The sequence below is a fragment of the Mycobacterium sp. NGS40 genome (assembly GCF_059812735.1).
Genome location: NZ_JCALDG010000002.1, coordinates 150,562 through 166,872, shown reverse-complemented (window position 1 = coordinate 166,872; position 16,311 = coordinate 150,562). Strand labels below are relative to the sequence as shown.

Annotated in this window: 18 protein-coding genes and 1 pseudogene; 8 read left to right on the top strand and 11 right to left on the bottom strand. The window is 66.3% G+C overall.

All coding sequences use genetic code 11. The features are described from left to right. Nucleotides 1-2: 2 nt before the first annotated feature. The 3 genes from AC5Y5O_RS04295 to AC5Y5O_RS04285 are packed head-to-tail and all read left to right on the top strand — an operon-like array spanning nt 3 to nt 1,678. A complete protein-coding gene (locus tag AC5Y5O_RS04295) occupies nt 3-512 on the top strand; it encodes a carboxymuconolactone decarboxylase family protein (protein ID WP_096288828.1) in 510 nt (169 codons plus the stop codon). Beyond that, on the top strand, nt 509-1,057 hold the full coding sequence (locus tag AC5Y5O_RS04290; protein ID WP_096288826.1) for a carboxymuconolactone decarboxylase family protein: 549 nt from the start codon (nt 509-511) through the stop codon (nt 1,055-1,057). Before AC5Y5O_RS04295 ends, AC5Y5O_RS04290 begins: the two co-directional genes overlap by 4 nt. A gap of 51 nt (nt 1,058-1,108) precedes the next feature. Then, nucleotides 1,109-1,678 carry a TetR/AcrR family transcriptional regulator gene (locus AC5Y5O_RS04285; RefSeq protein ID WP_096288824.1) on the top strand — a complete coding sequence of 190 codons (570 nt, stop codon included), beginning with the start codon at nt 1,109-1,111 and terminating at the stop codon, nt 1,676-1,678. Here AC5Y5O_RS04285 and AC5Y5O_RS04280 read toward each other — a convergent pair whose 3' ends face one another. Together AC5Y5O_RS04280 and AC5Y5O_RS04275 are read right to left on the bottom strand one after the other, a co-directional pair. Further along, a complete protein-coding gene (locus tag AC5Y5O_RS04280) occupies nt 1,679-2,848 on the bottom strand; it encodes an acyl-CoA dehydrogenase family protein (protein ID WP_096288822.1) in 1,170 nt (389 codons plus the stop codon). Nucleotides 2,849-2,886: 38 nt separating this feature from the next. Further along, nucleotides 2,887-3,651 carry a cutinase family protein gene (locus AC5Y5O_RS04275; protein ID WP_096291230.1) on the bottom strand — a complete coding sequence of 255 codons (765 nt, stop codon included), beginning with the start codon at nt 3,649-3,651 and terminating at the stop codon, nt 2,887-2,889. Nucleotides 3,652-3,860: 209 nt separating this feature from the next. Between AC5Y5O_RS04275 and AC5Y5O_RS04270 the strand changes: the two genes are divergently transcribed. After that, nucleotides 3,861-4,631: an Rv3717 family N-acetylmuramoyl-L-alanine amidase gene (locus AC5Y5O_RS04270; protein ID WP_500023906.1), complete on the top strand. Its 771-nt coding sequence runs from the start codon at nt 3,861-3,863 to the stop codon at nt 4,629-4,631. Nucleotides 4,632-4,661: 30 nt separating this feature from the next. On the opposite strand, the pseudogene AC5Y5O_RS04265 reads toward AC5Y5O_RS04270, so the two are convergent. From AC5Y5O_RS04265 to AC5Y5O_RS04255, 3 genes and pseudogenes are all read right to left on the bottom strand, one after another. After that, a pseudogene (locus AC5Y5O_RS04265) lies at nt 4,662-5,384 on the bottom strand (lysophospholipid acyltransferase family protein); the annotation flags it as partial. 179 nt (nt 5,385-5,563) lie between these two features. Further along, a complete protein-coding gene (locus AC5Y5O_RS04260) occupies nt 5,564-5,890 on the bottom strand; it encodes a DUF202 domain-containing protein (RefSeq protein WP_500023904.1) in 327 nt (108 codons plus the stop codon). Further along, nucleotides 5,887-6,198, bottom strand: coding sequence for a DUF202 domain-containing protein (locus AC5Y5O_RS04255; protein WP_370495498.1), 312 nt, complete (start codon nt 6,196-6,198; stop codon nt 5,887-5,889). Before AC5Y5O_RS04255 ends, AC5Y5O_RS04260 begins: the two co-directional genes overlap by 4 nt. A gap of 161 nt (nt 6,199-6,359) precedes the next feature. Here AC5Y5O_RS04255 and AC5Y5O_RS04250 point away from each other — a divergent pair, with 161 nt between their 5' ends. Next, a complete protein-coding gene (locus AC5Y5O_RS04250; protein ID WP_370495389.1) occupies nt 6,360-7,085 on the top strand; it encodes a haloacid dehalogenase type II in 726 nt (241 codons plus the stop codon). Here the strand turns inward: AC5Y5O_RS04250 and AC5Y5O_RS04245 are convergent. The 4 genes from AC5Y5O_RS04245 to AC5Y5O_RS04230 all read right to left on the bottom strand — a co-directional run bounded on the left by AC5Y5O_RS04245 (nt 7,058) and on the right by AC5Y5O_RS04230 (nt 10,680). Then, complete coding sequence (locus tag AC5Y5O_RS04245) at nt 7,058-7,642, bottom strand: ester cyclase (protein ID WP_500023902.1); 585 nt, start codon at nt 7,640-7,642, stop codon at nt 7,058-7,060. The genes AC5Y5O_RS04250 and AC5Y5O_RS04245 overlap by 28 nt on opposite strands. A gap of 72 nt (nt 7,643-7,714) precedes the next feature. Further along, entirely contained in the window at nt 7,715-9,010 is a 1,296-nt protein-coding gene (locus AC5Y5O_RS04240; protein WP_500023900.1) for a cytochrome P450, read from the bottom strand. 63 nt (nt 9,011-9,073) lie between these two features. Next, a complete protein-coding gene (locus AC5Y5O_RS04235) occupies nt 9,074-9,421 on the bottom strand; it encodes an MmpS family transport accessory protein (RefSeq protein WP_207768549.1) in 348 nt (115 codons plus the stop codon). Nucleotides 9,422-9,477: 56 nt separating this feature from the next. Then, nucleotides 9,478-10,680 (bottom strand): MFS transporter, encoded by a 1,203-nt coding sequence (locus AC5Y5O_RS04230; protein WP_500023898.1) that lies wholly within the window; start codon nt 10,678-10,680, stop codon nt 9,478-9,480. A gap of 92 nt (nt 10,681-10,772) precedes the next feature. Between AC5Y5O_RS04230 and AC5Y5O_RS04225 the strand changes: the two genes are divergently transcribed. Together AC5Y5O_RS04225 and AC5Y5O_RS04220 are read left to right on the top strand one after the other, a co-directional pair. Next, entirely contained in the window at nt 10,773-11,858 is a 1,086-nt protein-coding gene (locus AC5Y5O_RS04225; protein WP_500023897.1) for an NAD(P)H-dependent amine dehydrogenase family protein, read from the top strand. A gap of 133 nt (nt 11,859-11,991) precedes the next feature. Next, on the top strand, nt 11,992-13,833 hold the full coding sequence (locus AC5Y5O_RS04220; RefSeq protein WP_500023896.1) for an Hsp70 family protein: 1,842 nt from the start codon (nt 11,992-11,994) through the stop codon (nt 13,831-13,833). On the opposite strand, the gene AC5Y5O_RS04215 is transcribed toward AC5Y5O_RS04220, so the two are convergent. Further along, nucleotides 13,834-14,259, bottom strand: a complete 426-nt coding sequence (locus AC5Y5O_RS04215; RefSeq protein WP_096288800.1) for a hypothetical protein — start codon at nt 14,257-14,259, stop codon at nt 13,834-13,836. A gap of 185 nt (nt 14,260-14,444) precedes the next feature. Beyond that, complete coding sequence (locus AC5Y5O_RS04210) at nt 14,445-15,401, bottom strand: SDR family oxidoreductase (RefSeq protein ID WP_096288798.1); 957 nt, start codon at nt 15,399-15,401, stop codon at nt 14,445-14,447. Nucleotides 15,402-15,458: 57 nt separating this feature from the next. Here AC5Y5O_RS04210 and AC5Y5O_RS04205 point away from each other — a divergent pair, with 57 nt between their 5' ends. Continuing rightward, nucleotides 15,459-16,184, top strand: coding sequence for an SHOCT domain-containing protein (locus AC5Y5O_RS04205; protein WP_096288796.1), 726 nt, complete (start codon nt 15,459-15,461; stop codon nt 16,182-16,184). Nucleotides 16,185-16,311 lie beyond the last annotated feature (127 nt).

The window sequence follows — 16,311 nt, the reverse complement described above, 5'->3', positions numbered from 1 at the left end:
CCATGACACGCCTCCCGTTAGCCGACCTCGACCAGCAGCCCGAGTCAACCCGCGAGTGGGCGGCCCGTCGCGGCAACCTCAACGTGTTCCGGCTACTGGCCAACGCGCCCAACGTATTTCCCGGATGGATACAACAGGTGGACGAGCTGTATGCCAGCCCGACCTTCAGCGCGCGCCTGCGCGAAGTGATCGTGCTGCGCGTGGCCAACCTGCAGGAGTCAGCCTACGAACTCGCCCAGCATCTGCCAATGGGCCGCGCCGCCGGGCTGACCGAGCACCAGCTCGAGGCCCTGGCCACGGGCGACCTCGATGACGCCGGCTTCAGCGCCGACGAACGCACGGCGCTCGACGTCGTCACCGAGTTGTGCACCACCCACCACCTGCGCGACGAGTCCTTCGACGCCGCCCAGGCCGTGTTCGGCGACGCGGCGCTGACCGAATTGCTCACCCTCGTCGGCTGCTACTACGGGCTGGCGCTGGTGCTCAACGCGGTGGACTTGGAGATCGAATGACGCGCATCCCGTACCTGCGGCCCGAAGACATGAACGACCAAGCTCGCGAATTGACCTTGGAGCGCGGCAATCTCAACGTCTACCGCACGATGGCCAACGCCGAGAACGTGTACACCGGCTGGATGATGGCCGGGCGTGGTGGCCTGACGAGTCCGGTGGTGCCGCGGCGGCTGCGCGAATTGGTGACGCTGCGCACCGCCTATCTGATGGACTGCGCCTACGAACTCGGCCAGCACCGGGACGTGGCGCGCGACGGCGGCGTCAGCGCCGACGAGATCAACGCGGTTACCACCGAGTCCGATTGGGAAACAGGCTATTTCGAGGGGACCGAACTCGCGGTCTTACGGCTGACAACCGAACTTGTCAGTACGCGCGCGGTGCAGGCCTCGCTTTTCGAAAGCGTGCGGACGGCCCTGGGGCCGGAGGCCACCGTGGAAGTGCTGATGATTATCAGCAGGTACGCGGGCCTGGCGTTGATGCTCAATGCGCTCGACGTCGACCTCGACGACTCCGCGCGGCTGCCCACGCTGCCCATCGGTGACTAATTTTGCACAAGTCTAACGATGCGGTCCTGATTGCCCGTAACGTTGCACAACGTGGTCGCGCGCAAGCCCCCGTTGACGCGTCTGTCAGCCGACGACTGGCTGCAGGCCGGCTACACCTTGCTCGCCGAGGAGGGGGCGCGCGCCCTCAAGATCGAACGGCTGTGCCAACAAGTCGGCGCCACCCGCGGCAGCTTCTACTGGCACTTCGAGGACATGGACGGCTACCGCGCCGCACTGGTCGACTCGTGGAATGCGTTCCGCGAGGAGGATCGGCAAATCCTGGCCGAGATCGACGCGCTGCCGCCCCGGGAACGCTTGTCCGCCTTGATGATTTCCTTGGTGAGGCCGCAACACTGGATGCTGGAACGCGCGATGCGAGAGTGGGCCCGCACCGATCAAACCGCCGCCGCGAACATTCGCGACGCCGATCGCCGGCTGCTTCGCGCCGTCACGAAGGCCTATGGTGAATGTGGATTCAGCCACGAGGACGCCAAACTGCGCGCCGAGCTGACCTTCGCGGCGGGCATCGGACTGCTGCACCTCACCGCCTCGCCCGGCCAAGCGCAGAAGCTGGCTCAACACGAACGCTTCCTGGACCTGATGCTGGCCGACGCGAAGTAATCACACCATCGCGATCGGCGAGATCTTGGCGCCAATCGCCAACGCCCCGGCCAACTCCCGGCTCACGTCGTAGTCGAACACGACATGGCCCGCGGCAATGTCCACATCGCGCTTGGCGCGCTGCAGCGGGCTGGACAAGAAGTGAGCGCTCGCGCCGGCGGCCTCCAGCAGATCGGCGATGATCGCCCGGCACTCGTGCACGGTGTACGCCGCGGCCAGCCGGGCATTCGCCCGGACGGATCGACGCACACGTTCACCGCTGACCACCAGCTCGTCGATGGTCGCGGCAGTCTCGGCCACCAGCGCCCGCAGCGCGCGCAGCCGCACGGTCGCATCGCCCAACCTGATCTGCGCGGCGGGCTGATCCTTTTGCGCCACACCGCTATACGCCAGCACGCGGCCGCTTAGCCGTTCGGCGAACAGCTCGGTCACCCGTTCGGCGGCACCGAGCACCGGCATCGAGGCCACCAACGCGAGCGCGGGCACCAGCGGCCACCGGTAGGTAGCCGCCCCGTGCACCTGCGCGCCCGGGGCCGTGCCGCCGTAGATGTCGGCCACGCTCGCGATGCGGTGTTCAGGGACGAAGACGTCGGTCACGATCAAGTCGTGGGAGCCGGTCGCGCGCATGCCCGCGGTGTGCCATACGTCGTCGACCTCGACCTGGTCGGCGGGCAGCACCACGAGCGCCGCAACGATGCCGTCGTCGCGCTCGATCAGCGCACCCACGATCACCCAGTCGGCGTCCATCGCCCCCGTTGCCCATGACCACTTGCCGGTCAGTCGCACGCCGCCGTCGACCGGAGTGCCACGGCCGGTCGGGGCCAACGGCGCCGGCGCCAGTACCGGACCCGAGGCGAACACTTCCTCCTGAAGCCGCGGGTCGAACAGCGACAGCATCCAGTTATGCAGCGCGTAGAACCCCAGCGTCCACGCGCTCGACGCGCAGCCGTGTGCCATCAGCCGAATCGGTTCCAGCACTTCGGGAAACGATGCCTGGATACCACCGAACCGGTCCGGGAGCAGCAGCCGGAACAGCTCCGTCTGCCTGAACTCGCCGACCGTCGCCGCGGGCAGGCGCCGCAGTTGCTCGGCCTCCTCGGCACGCGCCGCTAACCGCGCGACGAATTCGTCGGTGATTCCGTGCAACGGGCGGCTGGCAACCGCGGACATGCGGCCACGGTAACATACTTTTTAGTATGTTCAGGCGGTCAGTTGCCGAATCCGGTATCGGTCGGCGCGTGCACCACGATGGCCGGTCCGCTGGCGGTGTCGTCGAGTCGGCTGGCGGCGAAGGACACACCCTTGTCGATGTAGGCGCCGCCGTCGGCGTAGGTGTCGTGGGCGGCGAAGTTCATGCCGTCCGAGCACACCGGGTCATCCGTCGCACAGACCTTGAGCGTCTTGGCCTGATAGATCGGCCCGATGACCAGAGGCGGCTGGCCCAAGAAGTTCATCGCCCGCACGTTGGGCGTGCCGAAGAGCACCACCGCCGCGACGTGGTCGGCGATTTCGGGTGCCAGGGGCTTGGGCACGGTTGCCGGGTCGACACCGTCGGGCACCTGCGCCGAGGTGACAAAGCCCATCACGGCCGCGCCCTGCGAGAATCCGCTGAGCACCATCTTGGTCTTCGGGCAACTGCTCGCCATCGACACGACATGAGCGCCGGCATCCCTGATTCCGTCAAGGCCGGTCTGCCACTCATTGCTGGCGGGGTAGTTGACCGCGTAGACGTCGACGGATTTTCCGGCTTCGCGCGCGCGCAGACCGTCGACGAAGGCCTGCCCGGTGGGACCGATGCCCTCCGGTTCGCCCGTGCCACGCGCGAACACCACTTGGGCGTCGGGACATGGCTCGGCCAGAGCCGACGGAGTAGGGGAGACTAGGAAACTGCTACCAAGGCCCACGGCTGCTATCGCGGTGGGTTTGATGAATCGAATGATGTGACCGGCGATCATGCCGAAGTAAGTGCCCATCGGTGCCCATCCCAAACCTTTGAGTTCCAAGACCAGTTCACCACCGTTGCCAAGGACCACAAAAGCGACACGCAGAAGTTCGGTGGTGGTCTTGTACGGCCTGATATCCCCGGTCAATACCGAAGGACTGCTGGCCGGTCCCGATGTCGTGCCTTTACAAATCAATCGGCTTGATCTTGAGGATACAGACGGATTGTTACCATCGCGCGGTGAGCGATCCGGCTGCGTATCGGGGGCTCGCCCGGCTGAAATCTGTTTCTAGACGCGACGTCTTGAAAGTTGCCGGTGCGGCCCCGTTGTTCGGTGTGACAACGCTTGTTGCCCCGTGCGCATCAGCCGCCGGCTCATCGGTCTTCCTCGACGCGGGCCACAACGCCGTCAATGACGCCTCGATCAACGAGCAAGTGCCGAACGGCCGGGGTGGCACCAAAGCGTGCCAAACGTCGGGCGCCGCGACGAACGGCGGTTATCCCGAGCATGCGTTCAACTGGGCCGTCGTCGGCCTGATCAACGACTCGTTGCGGCAACAAGGCGTGACTACCGCGCTGTCCCGCGACAACGACAGCTCCGTCGGGCCGTGCGTCGACCAGCGCGCCGCCCAGGCGAACGCGATGCACCCCAATGCGATCGTGAGCATTCACGCCGACGGTGGTCCGGTGTCCGGCAGCGGCTTTCACGTCAACTACTCGGCCCCGCCGCTCAACGATGTCCAGGCCGGCCCGGCGGTGCAACTGGCCCACACGATGCGAGATGCTTTGGTGCAAGCGGGTTTTCACCCGTCTACCTACGTCGGCTCGGATGGCCTCTACGGGCGCGCTGACCTGGCCGGCCTGAACCTGGCTCAGTACCCGGCGGTGCTCGTCGAACTGGGCAACATGAAGAATCCGGACGAAGCGGCGCTGATGGAAAGCGCGGACGGACGGGCGAAGTACGCCGCGGCCGTCACGCAGGGGATCGTGGCGTTTCTGAACGGCCGCTGAAACTCAGCCTGCGACGGCCGCTTTGGGGACTTCGGTCGGCCAATCGGCGAGCGTGTCCAGATAGAGCTGGCGCACCTCGGCAATGCGATCCGGCAACGTCTCCAGCGTCCACTCGTCGACCGGGATCGGCGGCAGCACGGCGACATCGACTGTGCCCGGGGTGATCTTGAGCGAGTTCTTGGCGGCGATGATCTCGGCGTTGCGGATCACGATCGGCACGATCGGAATGCCCGCGGCCATCGCGATCCGGAACGCTCCCTTCTTGAACGGCCCCACCCCGGTCATGGTGTCGCGCGAGGTGCCTTCCGGCGCGATCAGGATGGACAGTCCGTCCTTCGCGCGTTCCTCGACTTCGTGCAGGGTTTCCACCGCGGCGGCGGGGTCGTCGCGATCGAGGAAGACGCCCTCGTTGAACTTGAGTAGCGTGCCGATGATCGGGTCGCTCGCCAGTTCCTTCTTCGCGATCTTGATCCAGTCGTCCCGCAGCAGTGCGGCGGCGATGAAGGGGTCGACTCCGTTGCGGTGGTTGTAGAGGAACACGGCCGGGCGCTGCGCCGTCAAGTTCTCGGTGCCGATCACGCGGTAGCGAATGCCGTTGGTGGCGAGCAGCAACTGCGGCCAGGTGGACCGGAAGAAGTTCAGCCCGCGTCGACGGCTGCGGGTCAGCAGGCTAACACCCAGCGCGCCCGCGCCGACCGGCAGCGCCAGGCCGAAGCCGGCGACCAGGTTTGCTTGCCTGCGAATTCGGACGCCGCGCGGCGTGTCGGGCAAACCCGTCGTCGTCATTGCAGCCTCCCGATACATCGCATTGGACCCAAGCGGCACGCCGATTGTAAGGAGCTATTCAGCCGCGCCGCATCCGCAGCGGTGCAGCGAAAAGTCATGGTGAACACCAGGTTTGGTCATGGTGAACGCGAAGGGTGGGCGCGCCGTTACAGCAGCTGCGCGGCCGTGGCCATCACGATGAGCAGCAGCGTGGCGATTCCAATGATGTACACGGGGCGACGAGGGCTGATGTCGGCCGGCAGCGGTCGGCGCTGCAGGATCGCCTGGCGCCGGAACGCGATCAGATAGGTACACATCGCCGCAAGCAGGGCCACACCCGCCGGGATCAACGGCAGCCATCCCCGTGCGCCGTGGATTTCCTTGATGGCCAGCAGGACGCCGTTGGCCAGGAACGCGAACGATGTCCGCGACCAGGCGAGCGTCGTACGTTCGGCCTGTAGCCCGCGGACCGGATTGCCGTGCGCCGCCGTCAACCCGCGACGACCTTCAGCACGACCAACCCGAGTGCGACGACTCCGACCAGGCTGAGCCCGACCGCGAGGTAGGCCGGCGAGGGATGACGGGGCAGGGGGTCGCCGCGGCGCATCGCATGGTCGGCCTGCTGCCAGCGCAGCAACCCCATCCCGCTGGTGAGGATCGCCAGCACCACAAGGCCGAGGCCGAGCAGCCGGCGAGCACCCGGCACCGTCATCTCCGGAACGAGTTGCACCAGGGCCACCGCCGCCGCGAGCAGCCCCAGCGCGGTGCGCTGCCAGGCCAGGAAGGTGCGTTCGTTGGCCATGGTGAACCGGTAGTCGGGCTCTTGCGTGCTGTCGGCGTGGCGCTCGGTGATGGCCTTCTCGGACACGGCGACCTCGCAGGAAGTATGGGAACAAGCATTTCTTTACCCGTGATTTTAACTAACCCCGTGGCCGGCCAGCGCGCCTTGCGCTGCGCCGTTGCATGATGAAGGTTGTGGTTAAGGCGTTGTTGTTCGACGTGCAGGGCACCGCGACAGATTTCCATTCGACCGTCTGCGACGAGGCGCAACGGATCAGCGCGGGACGCTACCCGCAGCTCGATTGGCCCGACCTGGTCCGGCGTTGGCGGGCCGGCTACTTCGCCGCACTCGAGGCCGCGCGCAGCCAACAGAGTGGCTGGGTTTCGGTGCACTCGGTCTACCGCACCGCGCTGGACACCCTGCTCGACGAGTGCGGCATCGACGGCTTCACCGATGCCGAGCGTGAGGATCTCACCCTGGCCTGGCAGCGACTCGAGCCTTGGCCGGACGTCGCACCCGGGCTCTCCTGGCTGAAGAGCGACTTCACGTTGGCGACGCTGTCGAACGCCGACGTGTCCGCCGTCATCAATATCTCCAAGCGTGCGCGGTTGCCCTGGGATGCGATTTTCGCCGCCGAGATGGCCGGTGTTTTCAAGCCGGACCCGGCGATCTATCGGATGGCCGCGACCTACCTGGGCCTGGAACCGGCCGAGATCATGATGGTGGCCAGCCACAAATACGACCTCCGCGCGGCAGCCGAACTCGGCTTTCGCACGGCGTTCATCGCGCGTCCTTTGGAGTTCGGCGCCGACGGCGATCCCGACGTGGCGTATTCGGACGAGTTCGACATCAATGCCTCGGACTTCCTCGACCTCGCCGATCAGCTGGGCGTCTGGTGGCCGTCGTGAAGCGTGAACGCCGGCGGCACGGTATTGGTCAGCGCCGGGTCCGGTTTCTCCGAAGACATCGACAGCAGGCCGCGCACCACGCGTGCTGCGAGTAGCCAGTTCGCCGGTTTCTTCATGTCCAGCCCGCCGAGGAGCTGTTTGACCATCGTCAGCTGGTCGAAGTAAATGCGTTCGCAGACAAGCGTTTCGGTGTCGTCGAAGACGAAGTAGGCGTTCATGCGGACCCGGAAGCGGCTGCCGGTGGGCGGAACCTTGCCGAGGAAACCGCGATGCGTGCCCATCAACCAGAACTCGACGATCACCGCGTCGGCACTGTGTCGCAGCGCGATGATCTCGTGGTCCTGATCGGGGAACGCGGTGCGCGTGTAGTGGTAGTAGCCACGCACCGCCTCGTTTCCGTCGTGGACGACCAGCTGCGGGATCAGCTCGTAGTGGGGGTGCGGGAAGGTCGCCAGCACGTCATCCCAGTCCTGGCGGACCTCGTCGTGAAAATGGTCGAGCACGAGTTTCTGGCGCGCGGCCAGCACTTCGGGGGCGGGAAACGCGGGGGCTGTCATCCGGTCAGCGTAATCCCGGGCGGTGCTGCTGATATCGCGTGCGCTGTGGCTTCCGGCGGGGCTGCGGAGGCCCTAGCCCGGGGTGGTCCAGGACACCGGCAGAGTTTTGATGCCGTGAATGAATTGAGACAGCAGCCGCGCCGGCTTGCCGGTCACGGTGATGTCGGGGATTTCGCGGCGCAGTTCGTCGAAGACGACCCGGATCTCGCGACGAGCCAGGTTGGCGCCCAAGCAGAAATGGGCGCCGCCGCCGCCGAAGCCCAGATGCGGATTGGGGTTGCGCGCGACATCGAATGCCCACGGATTGTCGAACCGGGACTCGTCGCGATTGGCCGAGTTGTAATACAGCGCAACCTTGTCGCCTTCGGCCATCTTGACGCCGCTCAGCTCGAAGTCGCGGGTCAGGGTGCGGCGCATGTAGATCACCGGGGAGGCCCACCGCACGATCTCCTCGACCGCGGTCGGCGTCAGGGCCTCGAAGTCGGACCACCACTTCTCCCGTTGTTCGGGGAAGCGCGACAACGCCAGCACGCCGTGGCTGATCGCGTTGCGGGTGGTTTCGTTGCCCGCCACCACCAGCAGGATGAAGAACGACGCGATCTCCTGGGAGGTCAGCCGATCGCCGTCGACCTCGGCCTCCACCAGAGCCGTGGTCAGGTCGTCGTGATGGTTGGACCGTCGGTCGTCGGCCATCGCGGTCGCATAGGCGCCGATGTCCATCGACACCTGCATGAACTCCTCGAAGTCCAAAGTCAGATCGGGGTCGCCGAACCCGAGAATCACGTTGGTCCAGTGGAAGATTCGCTGATGGTCCTCTTCCGGGATGCCCATCATGTCGCAGATGACCTGCAGCGGCAGTGGCCCCGCCAGCTCGGTGACGAGGTCGGCCTGGCCGTCGGGATGGTTGGCGGTCAGTGAGGTGACCAAGCGGTGGGCCCGCGCCTTCACCGAAGCCTCAATGCGGGCAACGACTTTCGGCGTGAACGCCCGGCTGACGATCGAGCGCAGCCGCTGGTGTCGCGGGTCGTCCATCACGATCATCGAGCCGAAATACTCGGCCAATTCCGGTGTCTGGTCGTTGATCGTGATGCCGCTGGCGGAGCTGAAGATGTCGGGATGGCGGCTGGCGAAGTGGACGTCGTCGAGCTTGGTCAGCGCCCAATACCCATTGCCGGTCTCGAATCCCTCGTACTGAATCGGCGACCAAAACGAGATCGGGGCTTCCCGGCGCAAGGTGGCGAAAGCCGCGTCGCGCAGGTCGTCGTTGCGCACCCAGAAATCGAGCGACTCGAGCTGGACATCGGCAAGCGGGAGTTCGGGCGGGGGTGTTCCATTCGGTCGCGGCGCGATACCGGTCTCGAGGCTCACGTGGCCTTCCCTTCGACGTTGAAAGGGGTATCAAGAGGTGACACTGCGGAGCCTAGACCCGGATCAGTGCGTGCAGACGGTTCTCGCGGGAACGCCCGTCGTCGCCGTCGCGGCGCTGACCACGTTGCCGTCCATCAAAATCTTGCAGGAGATGGGACCCGGCCCCTGCGCGCTGATCGCGAACACCTGCCCACCGAACGCGGTGAACTCCGTCGACCAGGGCAGCGGCGCGTTCACCTGATGCAACTGCCCGGTGTCGGTTTGGTAGTAGATGAACTGCGCGACCGCCGGGCCATTGACCTCGTAACGGACCTGGGGCATCTGCGGAATGGCGTGCGCGACGCCGCAGGCGTTCGCGAACCCGAAACCGACAGCCAGCAGCATCGACGGTGCGGCGAGGTGCGTTCTCATGAATTGCATCGTGTCACCACCGGCGACGGTAGGGAAGCGGTTGACGTCAGACGCTGTCAGGAGACCCGGCCGATGCGGCGAACCGCCAGGGCGCCCAGCAGAACAACAGCGCACGCCGCCCCGACCACACCCGAGATCAGCAACGGCAGCCGACCGTCGGCGCCCCACAAGAAGCCGGCCCACAGGCCCGCCGCCAGCACCGCACACCCGCTGAGCCCCTGGAAGACGCCCTGGGCGCTCGATTGCAGGGATTCCCCGACGAGTGTCGATATCCAGGCCTTCGCGACGCCGTCATAGCAGGCGGTGAACATCCCGTACGCGACGATCAGGGCCGACGCGAGCGCCGCGTCGGCGGTGATGCCCAGACCGATATACCCGATCGCGAAGAACGCCAGACCGGCAGCGTAGACGACCGAACGACCGAAACGGTCCGCCAGCCACCCGGCCGGGAAGCTGGCCACCGCGTAGACCAGGTTGTAGCCGACGTAGGCCAAGATGACATCGGCCACCGAGAAGCCGATCTCCTTGAGCCGCAACAGAAGTAGCGCGTCAGGGAAGTTGGCGAGGCTGAACACCACCAGAAACGAAACCACCGCCCAGTACCGGCGAGGCAGCAGCCGGGTCTCGGCGAACACCCGGACACCGGTGCCTCGCCGCACCTCTCGCGGTCGTTCCCGAACCCAGGCGATGACCAGCACGCTGAGCACAGCGGGGATCACCGCCAGATAGAGCACCGGACCGATCCGGTGATGAAACAGCTCATATCCGGCCAGCCCGAGCAACGGCCCGATGACCGCGCCGAGCGTGTCCCACGCGCGGTGGAACCCGAACACCCGGCCACGCTGGGCGGCATCGATTCCGTCGATCAGCAGTGCATCGCGTGGCGCCCCCCGCAGTCCCTTGCCCAATCGGTCGACAACCCGTCCGAGCAGCACGCCGGGCCACGCGCTGGCGACGGCGACGAAGACCTTGCCGAGCGCCGCCATTCCGTATCCGGTCGCAATCAGCGGCCGGCGGGAAAAGCGGTCGCCCAACGGGCCCGACACCAGCTTGGTGATCGACGCGGCGCCCTCCGCGGCGCCTTCCACCGCCCCGACCACCGACGGCGGCGCCCCCAAAACGGTCGTCAAGTAAATCGGCAGCAGCGGGTAAAGCAACTCGCTCGCGGCGTCTTGCAGCAGTGACACCAGCGACAGCACCCACACATTCCGGGTGAGCCAGACCGGGCCCTTACTAATAGCGGCGTCGGGGCGACTCATCGCGGCATCCCTGTTCGCACAGTCAGATGTTAGGTGCCACACCTGTCGCCCACTTAATGTGAAGCGGGGGGCTGGTGACCGGAAGGTTGGGTATGTCGATAAGCAGCTCAAAGCGCGTGGTGGTGTTTGGAACCGGCTTCGTGGGCAGGATGGTGATCCCCGAGATCGTCAAGCACCCGCTGTTTGAGTTGGTGGGCGTCGGCGTCAGCAATCCGGACAAGGTCGGCCGCGACGTCGGCGACATCTGCGGGATGTCGGAGAAGGTGGGCGTTCTGGCCACCGACGACATGGACGCGCTGATCGCGCTGAAGCCCGACGCGCTGGTGCACTACGGCCCGACGGCGATGCACGCCAAAGAGAACATCAAGCTGATCACCAGCTTCCTGCGCGCCGGCATCGACGTGTGCTCGACGGCCATGACGCCATGGGTGTGGCCGACGATGCACCTGAACCCGCCGAACTGGATCGAGCCCATCACCGAGGCCTGTGAGCTGGGTGAGTCGTCCTGCTTCACCACCGGCATCGACCCCGGATTCGCCAACGACCTGTTCCCGATGACGCTGATGGGCCTGACATCGGAGATCCGCAAGGTGCGGGCATCCGAGCTGCTGGACTACACCAACTACGAGGGTGACTACGAGTTCGAGATGGGCATCGGCCGCGAGCCCGAATTCAAGCCGATGCTCGAAGACCGCGACATGCTGATCTTCGCCTGGGGCGCGACCGTCCCGATGATCGCGCACGCCGCCGGGATCATGCTCGACGAAATCACCACCACCTGGGACAAGTGGGTGACTCCGACCGAACGGAACTCCGCGCGGGGCGTCATCAAGCCCGGGCACGTCGCCGCCGTCCGGTTCACCATCAACGGCGTCTACCAGGGCGAGACTCGCATCCAGCTCGAGCACGTCAACCGCATCGGACTCGACGCCGCGCCCGACTGGCCGACCGGTCACGACAACGACGTCTACCGCGTGGACATCGAAGGAACCCCGAGCATCTTCCAGGAGACCGCGTTCCGGTTCACCGACGGCTCCGGCCGCGACGCCGCCGCGGCCGGGTGCCTGGCGACCGGACTGCGGGCATTGAATGCGGTGCCGGCGGTCAACGATCTGCGGCCCGGCTGGGTCACGCCGCTGGATCTTCCGCTTATCGCGGGAACCGGCAACATACGGTGACCAGGGCTTTAGACTGAGCCGAGACGTTATACAGCTCACGCATAGCCAACGCAGAGATTGGCTATAGGTATAACCGTCAAAATCGGGGTAGGCGGATGCGGGGGCATACCGCTCGATAACGGGGATTGGGACCATGTCAGACGGAGCTACGCCCGCGCTGGGGCTCTCGATTGGTGCCACCAACTTCGCCGCGGTCACCGCCGACCAGGCCATCACGCGCAAGCCTGTCATGACGCTGTTCCGCGAGCGCCTGCCCGAGATCGGGGTGCCGTCGGAGAATCCGCGGCTGGACCAGCCGGGCCTGGTGATCACCGACTTCGTCGATCGCGTCGGCGACCCGATCGGCATCGTGGCGGCCGACGGCTCCGTGCACCGCAGCGAGGTCTTGGCCGCCGACGGATTGCGTGCCCTGGCGTACGCCGCCACCAATGGCGCCGGCCTTCCGGAAAACGTCGCGGTGACCCACCCCGCGCACTGGGGATCGAACGCCGTCGACGCGCTGGGTTCCGCGCTGAGCCGGGTGCCCGAATGGGCAAACCGCGAGCGGCCGCTGACGTTGATCCCCGATGCCGCCGCGACGCTGTTCGCGGCGCGGGCCAACCCCGGCATCCCGGCGCGCGGCACCGTCGCGGTATGCGACTTCGGCGGCAGCGGCAGCAGCATCACGTTGATGGACGCCGCCGGTGACTATCAGCCGATTGCCCCGACCGTGCGGCACCTCGACTTCTCCGGTGACCTGATCGATCAGGCGCTGTTGACCACGGTGTTGGCCAACCTGCCCAGCGCCGATTCCTTCGATCCGTCCGGCACCTCGGCGATCGGGCCGCTGAGCCGGCTGCGCACCGGATGCCGCATTGCCAAGGAACAACTTTCGTCGACCACGGTCGCGACCCTGGCCGAGGGGCTGCCGGGCATACCCGGCGAAATCCGGCTCACCCGTAACGAACTCGACGACGCGATTCGTACCTCCCTGACCAATTTCGTTGCGGTGCTGGATGAAACGTTGGTGCGCAACGGGATTCGTGATCTGATCGCGGTGGTGTCGGTCGGCGGCGGCGCCAACATCCCGGCGGTAACCACGATGCTCTCCGGTCACTTGAGGGTTCCGGTCGTGACGACGCCGCGACCGCACCTGGCCCCGGCCATCGGTGGGGCGTTGCGTGCGACGCGTGGGCCGGCGGAGACCAGCGCGACATTGCTGACTCCGTCGGTATCCCGCGCGACCGCGGCAGCCGTGGCGGCGGCACCAGCGGCACCGGTCGCGGTCGAGGAGCGCCCGTCCGCGCTGACCGATGCCCCGGAGCCGGTGTCGAGGCTGATGCCCGCGCTGGCGTGGTCGGAGGCCGGCGACGAGTCGCGGATGATGCCCGCTGCCCCCGCTGCGGCCGAGCAAATCCCGAATCATGTTGGCGGGTCGGGGTATACGTCGGCGCGACCGGCGTTGAACTTCGAACAGCCCGGGCGGCCACGCCGGGAGAAAAAGACGCCGGTGGTTCCCTGGTCGCGGGTGCCGGGCATGGTGGTCATAGGCACGGCCGTGGCGGTACTGCTGGTCGGCATCGCATTGGCGATCGGCCTGTCCGACGACAAACCCGCCACAACGCCGAACCCGGGTGTGAAGACGACACCGGCTACCGCGCCGTCTGCCAACGGTGCTGCTCCGCAACCTGCCCCGCCGAGCCAGGCGCCGATGACGGGTCAGGCCGCACCCCAACCGGCCGCGCCGCCGCCGACGGCCGACGCTCCCGCTCCCGCGGATACTCCGGCCCCTGCGGCCGTGGACCCGCCACCGCCCGCGGCGGTCGACACGCCGGTCCCGGCGGCTCCGCCGCCACCTCCCGTCGAGGCTCCGGCGCCGCCGCCCATACCCGCGATACCGGCGCCCGCACCCCGGGTCCCGCCGATCCCGGCGATTCCGCCCATCCCGCGAATTCCTGGACTGGGCTTGCCGATTCCCGGATTTGGCGGCGTGTAACTACTTAGCGCCGGTCGCGGGCCGCTTTTCGCCCTTGTTCTCCTCGGCGGCGAGTTTCCTGAGTTCTTCGTTCAAGGCCTTGTCTTTTTCGACCTGCTCTTGCCGGGCCTTGTCGTCCGAGCCGTCGCCGTCCGAATCCTTGTTGGCCGGGCCGTCGGTGGTCTTCGGATTGCCGTCCTCGTCCAGCCAGTCGTTGACCGCGGTGCCCGAGACCGCCCCACCGGATCCCGGCAGTACCAGCGTCGGCCGGTCCTCGTAGGCCACCATCATCTCGGCGGCTGCCTTCTTGTCGTCCTCGTCGGGCTCCGGCTTCTCTTGCGGATGCTGGTCGCCCTTGACACCTTCGGGTCGGTCGCTGTCGCCGGACTTACCGCTCACCTGCTGGTCGTCCTCGTCACCAGCTGTTCTTTCGTCCTGCACGCTCATTCGAATACCCCCTTGTTGAGTCGCAGTCCGGTCTCGGTTACCCGTCGCCGCGCTGTGTCGAAACTCTCGTTACCGCAATCTTTTCTGCGTGACCAGCGGTCATGTGCATGCCCAGAGGGCATATGCACCGGGGTGCATTTGACAGAGGTAGGCGGAGCCCGCCGCGAAAAGCTGTGCGGCAGTTGCTAGTTGGTCGCCGGATAGGTGACTTTCGTCAGTTCCTCGGAAATCTCCCACAGTCGCCGGCAATCGTCCTCGTTGCGGGCCCGCGCCGGCGTTTTGGCTACTTTCACACCACCGCCGGCCAGCTCCATGAAACCGCGGGGTCCGTAGAACTCGCCGCCCTCGGCCTGCGGCGTGGCCGCCGCGTACAGCGCGGGCAGAATCCCGTCGTCGATCTCCTGCCACAGGAACGGCGTGAAGCGCCATGACGTCTTGTACAAGCGCTCCATCAGCGCCGGCTTCTCGCGACCGTAAGAGGGTCCGCTGATTTGCAGGTTGGTCTTGGTCAGGCCGGGGTGTGCGGCGTTGGAGACGATGCCCCAGCCGCCGGCGCGACTGCGCTTGTCCAGCTCGCGCGCGAACATCAGCACCGCGATCTTCGACTGGCCGTAGGCCGACATCGGCGCGTAGGACTTTTCGAACTGCAGGTCGTCGAAGTGGATCTTGCCGCTTTGGCTGGCCGCGAGGCTGCTCAGCGAGACCACGCGGGCACGCTGCGCGGCGCGCAACAGCGGCAGCACGTGCCCGGTCAGCGCGAAGTGCCCGAGATGGTTACTGCCGAACTGCAATTCGAAGCCGTCGGCGGTGGTGTCGCGCTCCGGGGGCGTCATCACCCCGGCGTTGTTGATCAGAATGTCGATCGGACGGCCTTCGGCGTTGAGTTGCTCACCCAGCGCGGCGACCGACGCCAGCGACGACAGGTCGAGGGATTTGATGGTCAGCTTTGCGTCGGGCACGCTGTGGCGGATCTCTTCGATCGCGGCCTCACCCTTGGCCCGATTGCGGATGGCCATGATCACGTCGGCGCCGGCCGCCGACAGCCGCCTGGCCAACCCGAAGCCCAGACCGCTGTTGGCACCGGTGATGACGACCAGCTTCCCGGTGAGGTCCGGCACGGTGGCGACGAGATCGTTCGACATGGGTATCAGTGTGCTCTTTCGCTGGCCCCTGGTCACTAGCGGTGACACACTCCGGGAATGTGGAGCAGACTGCCCGCCAAGATTTCATTTGTCTCAGCCGTCGTCGTCACGATCATGTCACTGGCCGGCATCGTCGTCGCCATCGTTCTCAACGTATTTTTTCTGGACGATTACAACGCCTACGGCGAGGTTCCGGTCCCCGGTTCGGGCAGCCTGCAGCTGCCAAAGGGTGAAGTCACCGTCAGCCTGCACACCATCGTGATCGGCAGCCCAAACGGTGGGTTGCCGGTGCCGCCGCTCGGCATCACGATTTCGCCGCCCGACGGCGTCGCGCAGCCGACGATGACGGAAAACATCGGCAGCACAACCTCAGTCAACAATGACGCGCACGTGCGGGTGTGGGTAGCCCAGATTCCGGCCGACGGCACCTACAACATCACCACGGACGGCCAGGTCAACGGATTCATCGCACCGCGACTCGCCTTCGGCCACTCGAGCTCCTACGGATTTCTGATCTGGCTGTTCGTCGGGATGTTCGTGGTGGGCCTGACAGCTTCGATTGTGGCGGGGCGTTGGCTGCGCAGCACCCGGCGCAAGGCGGCGGCGGCCGTCGTAGAGGGGTCATGGCCGACACCCCAGCAGTCGCCCACCACGGCATACGAACCCACCGACGACGGCGTTCGCCTGGAGCGCCTCAAAACGCTTGCGGCGCTGCGGGATTCCGGGGCATTGACCGAAGAGGAGTTCCAGGCCGAGAAGCGGCGGATCCTCGAAGGGCACTGAGGTGTGCGGCCTTTTGCCCGCCTCTGAGCGACAAACTGGGGGGAGGTGGGAATGCGCCAGGCGCGGCCGAGTACCAAGGCAAACGCCGAATAAACACAAGCGTTGTCGCTCAGAGGCGGGCACAACG

What these genes read in the sequence shown, in the direction of transcription:
- AC5Y5O_RS04295 (WP_096288828.1), top strand. Translation starts at nt 3, where the DNA reads ATGACACGCCTCCCGTTAGCCGACCTCGACCAGCAGCCCGAGTCAACC.
- AC5Y5O_RS04290 (WP_096288826.1), top strand. Translation starts at nt 509, where the DNA reads ATGACGCGCATCCCGTACCTGCGGCCCGAAGACATGAACGACCAAGCT.
- AC5Y5O_RS04280 (WP_096288822.1), bottom strand. Translation starts at nt 2,848, where the DNA reads ATGTCCGCGGTTGCCAGCCGCCCGTTGCACGGAATCACCGACGAATTC.
- AC5Y5O_RS04275 (WP_096291230.1), bottom strand. Translation starts at nt 3,651, where the DNA reads ATGGGCACTTACTTCGGCATGATCGCCGGTCACATCATTCGATTCATC.
- AC5Y5O_RS04255 (WP_370495498.1), bottom strand. Translation starts at nt 6,198, where the DNA reads ATGGCCAACGAACGCACCTTCCTGGCCTGGCAGCGCACCGCGCTGGGG.
- AC5Y5O_RS04250 (WP_370495389.1), top strand. Translation starts at nt 6,360, where the DNA reads ATGATGAAGGTTGTGGTTAAGGCGTTGTTGTTCGACGTGCAGGGCACC.
- AC5Y5O_RS04245 (WP_500023902.1), bottom strand. Translation starts at nt 7,642, where the DNA reads ATGACAGCCCCCGCGTTTCCCGCCCCCGAAGTGCTGGCCGCGCGCCAG.
- AC5Y5O_RS04235 (WP_207768549.1), bottom strand. Translation starts at nt 9,421, where the DNA reads ATGAGAACGCACCTCGCCGCACCGTCGATGCTGCTGGCTGTCGGTTTC.
- AC5Y5O_RS04230 (WP_500023898.1), bottom strand. Translation starts at nt 10,680, where the DNA reads ATGAGTCGCCCCGACGCCGCTATTAGTAAGGGCCCGGTCTGGCTCACC.
- AC5Y5O_RS04225 (WP_500023897.1), top strand. Translation starts at nt 10,773, where the DNA reads ATGTCGATAAGCAGCTCAAAGCGCGTGGTGGTGTTTGGAACCGGCTTC.
- AC5Y5O_RS04220 (WP_500023896.1), top strand. Translation starts at nt 11,992, where the DNA reads ATGTCAGACGGAGCTACGCCCGCGCTGGGGCTCTCGATTGGTGCCACC.
- AC5Y5O_RS04215 (WP_096288800.1), bottom strand. Translation starts at nt 14,259, where the DNA reads ATGAGCGTGCAGGACGAAAGAACAGCTGGTGACGAGGACGACCAGCAG.
- AC5Y5O_RS04210 (WP_096288798.1), bottom strand. Translation starts at nt 15,401, where the DNA reads ATGTCGAACGATCTCGTCGCCACCGTGCCGGACCTCACCGGGAAGCTG.
- AC5Y5O_RS04205 (WP_096288796.1), top strand. Translation starts at nt 15,459, where the DNA reads ATGTGGAGCAGACTGCCCGCCAAGATTTCATTTGTCTCAGCCGTCGTC.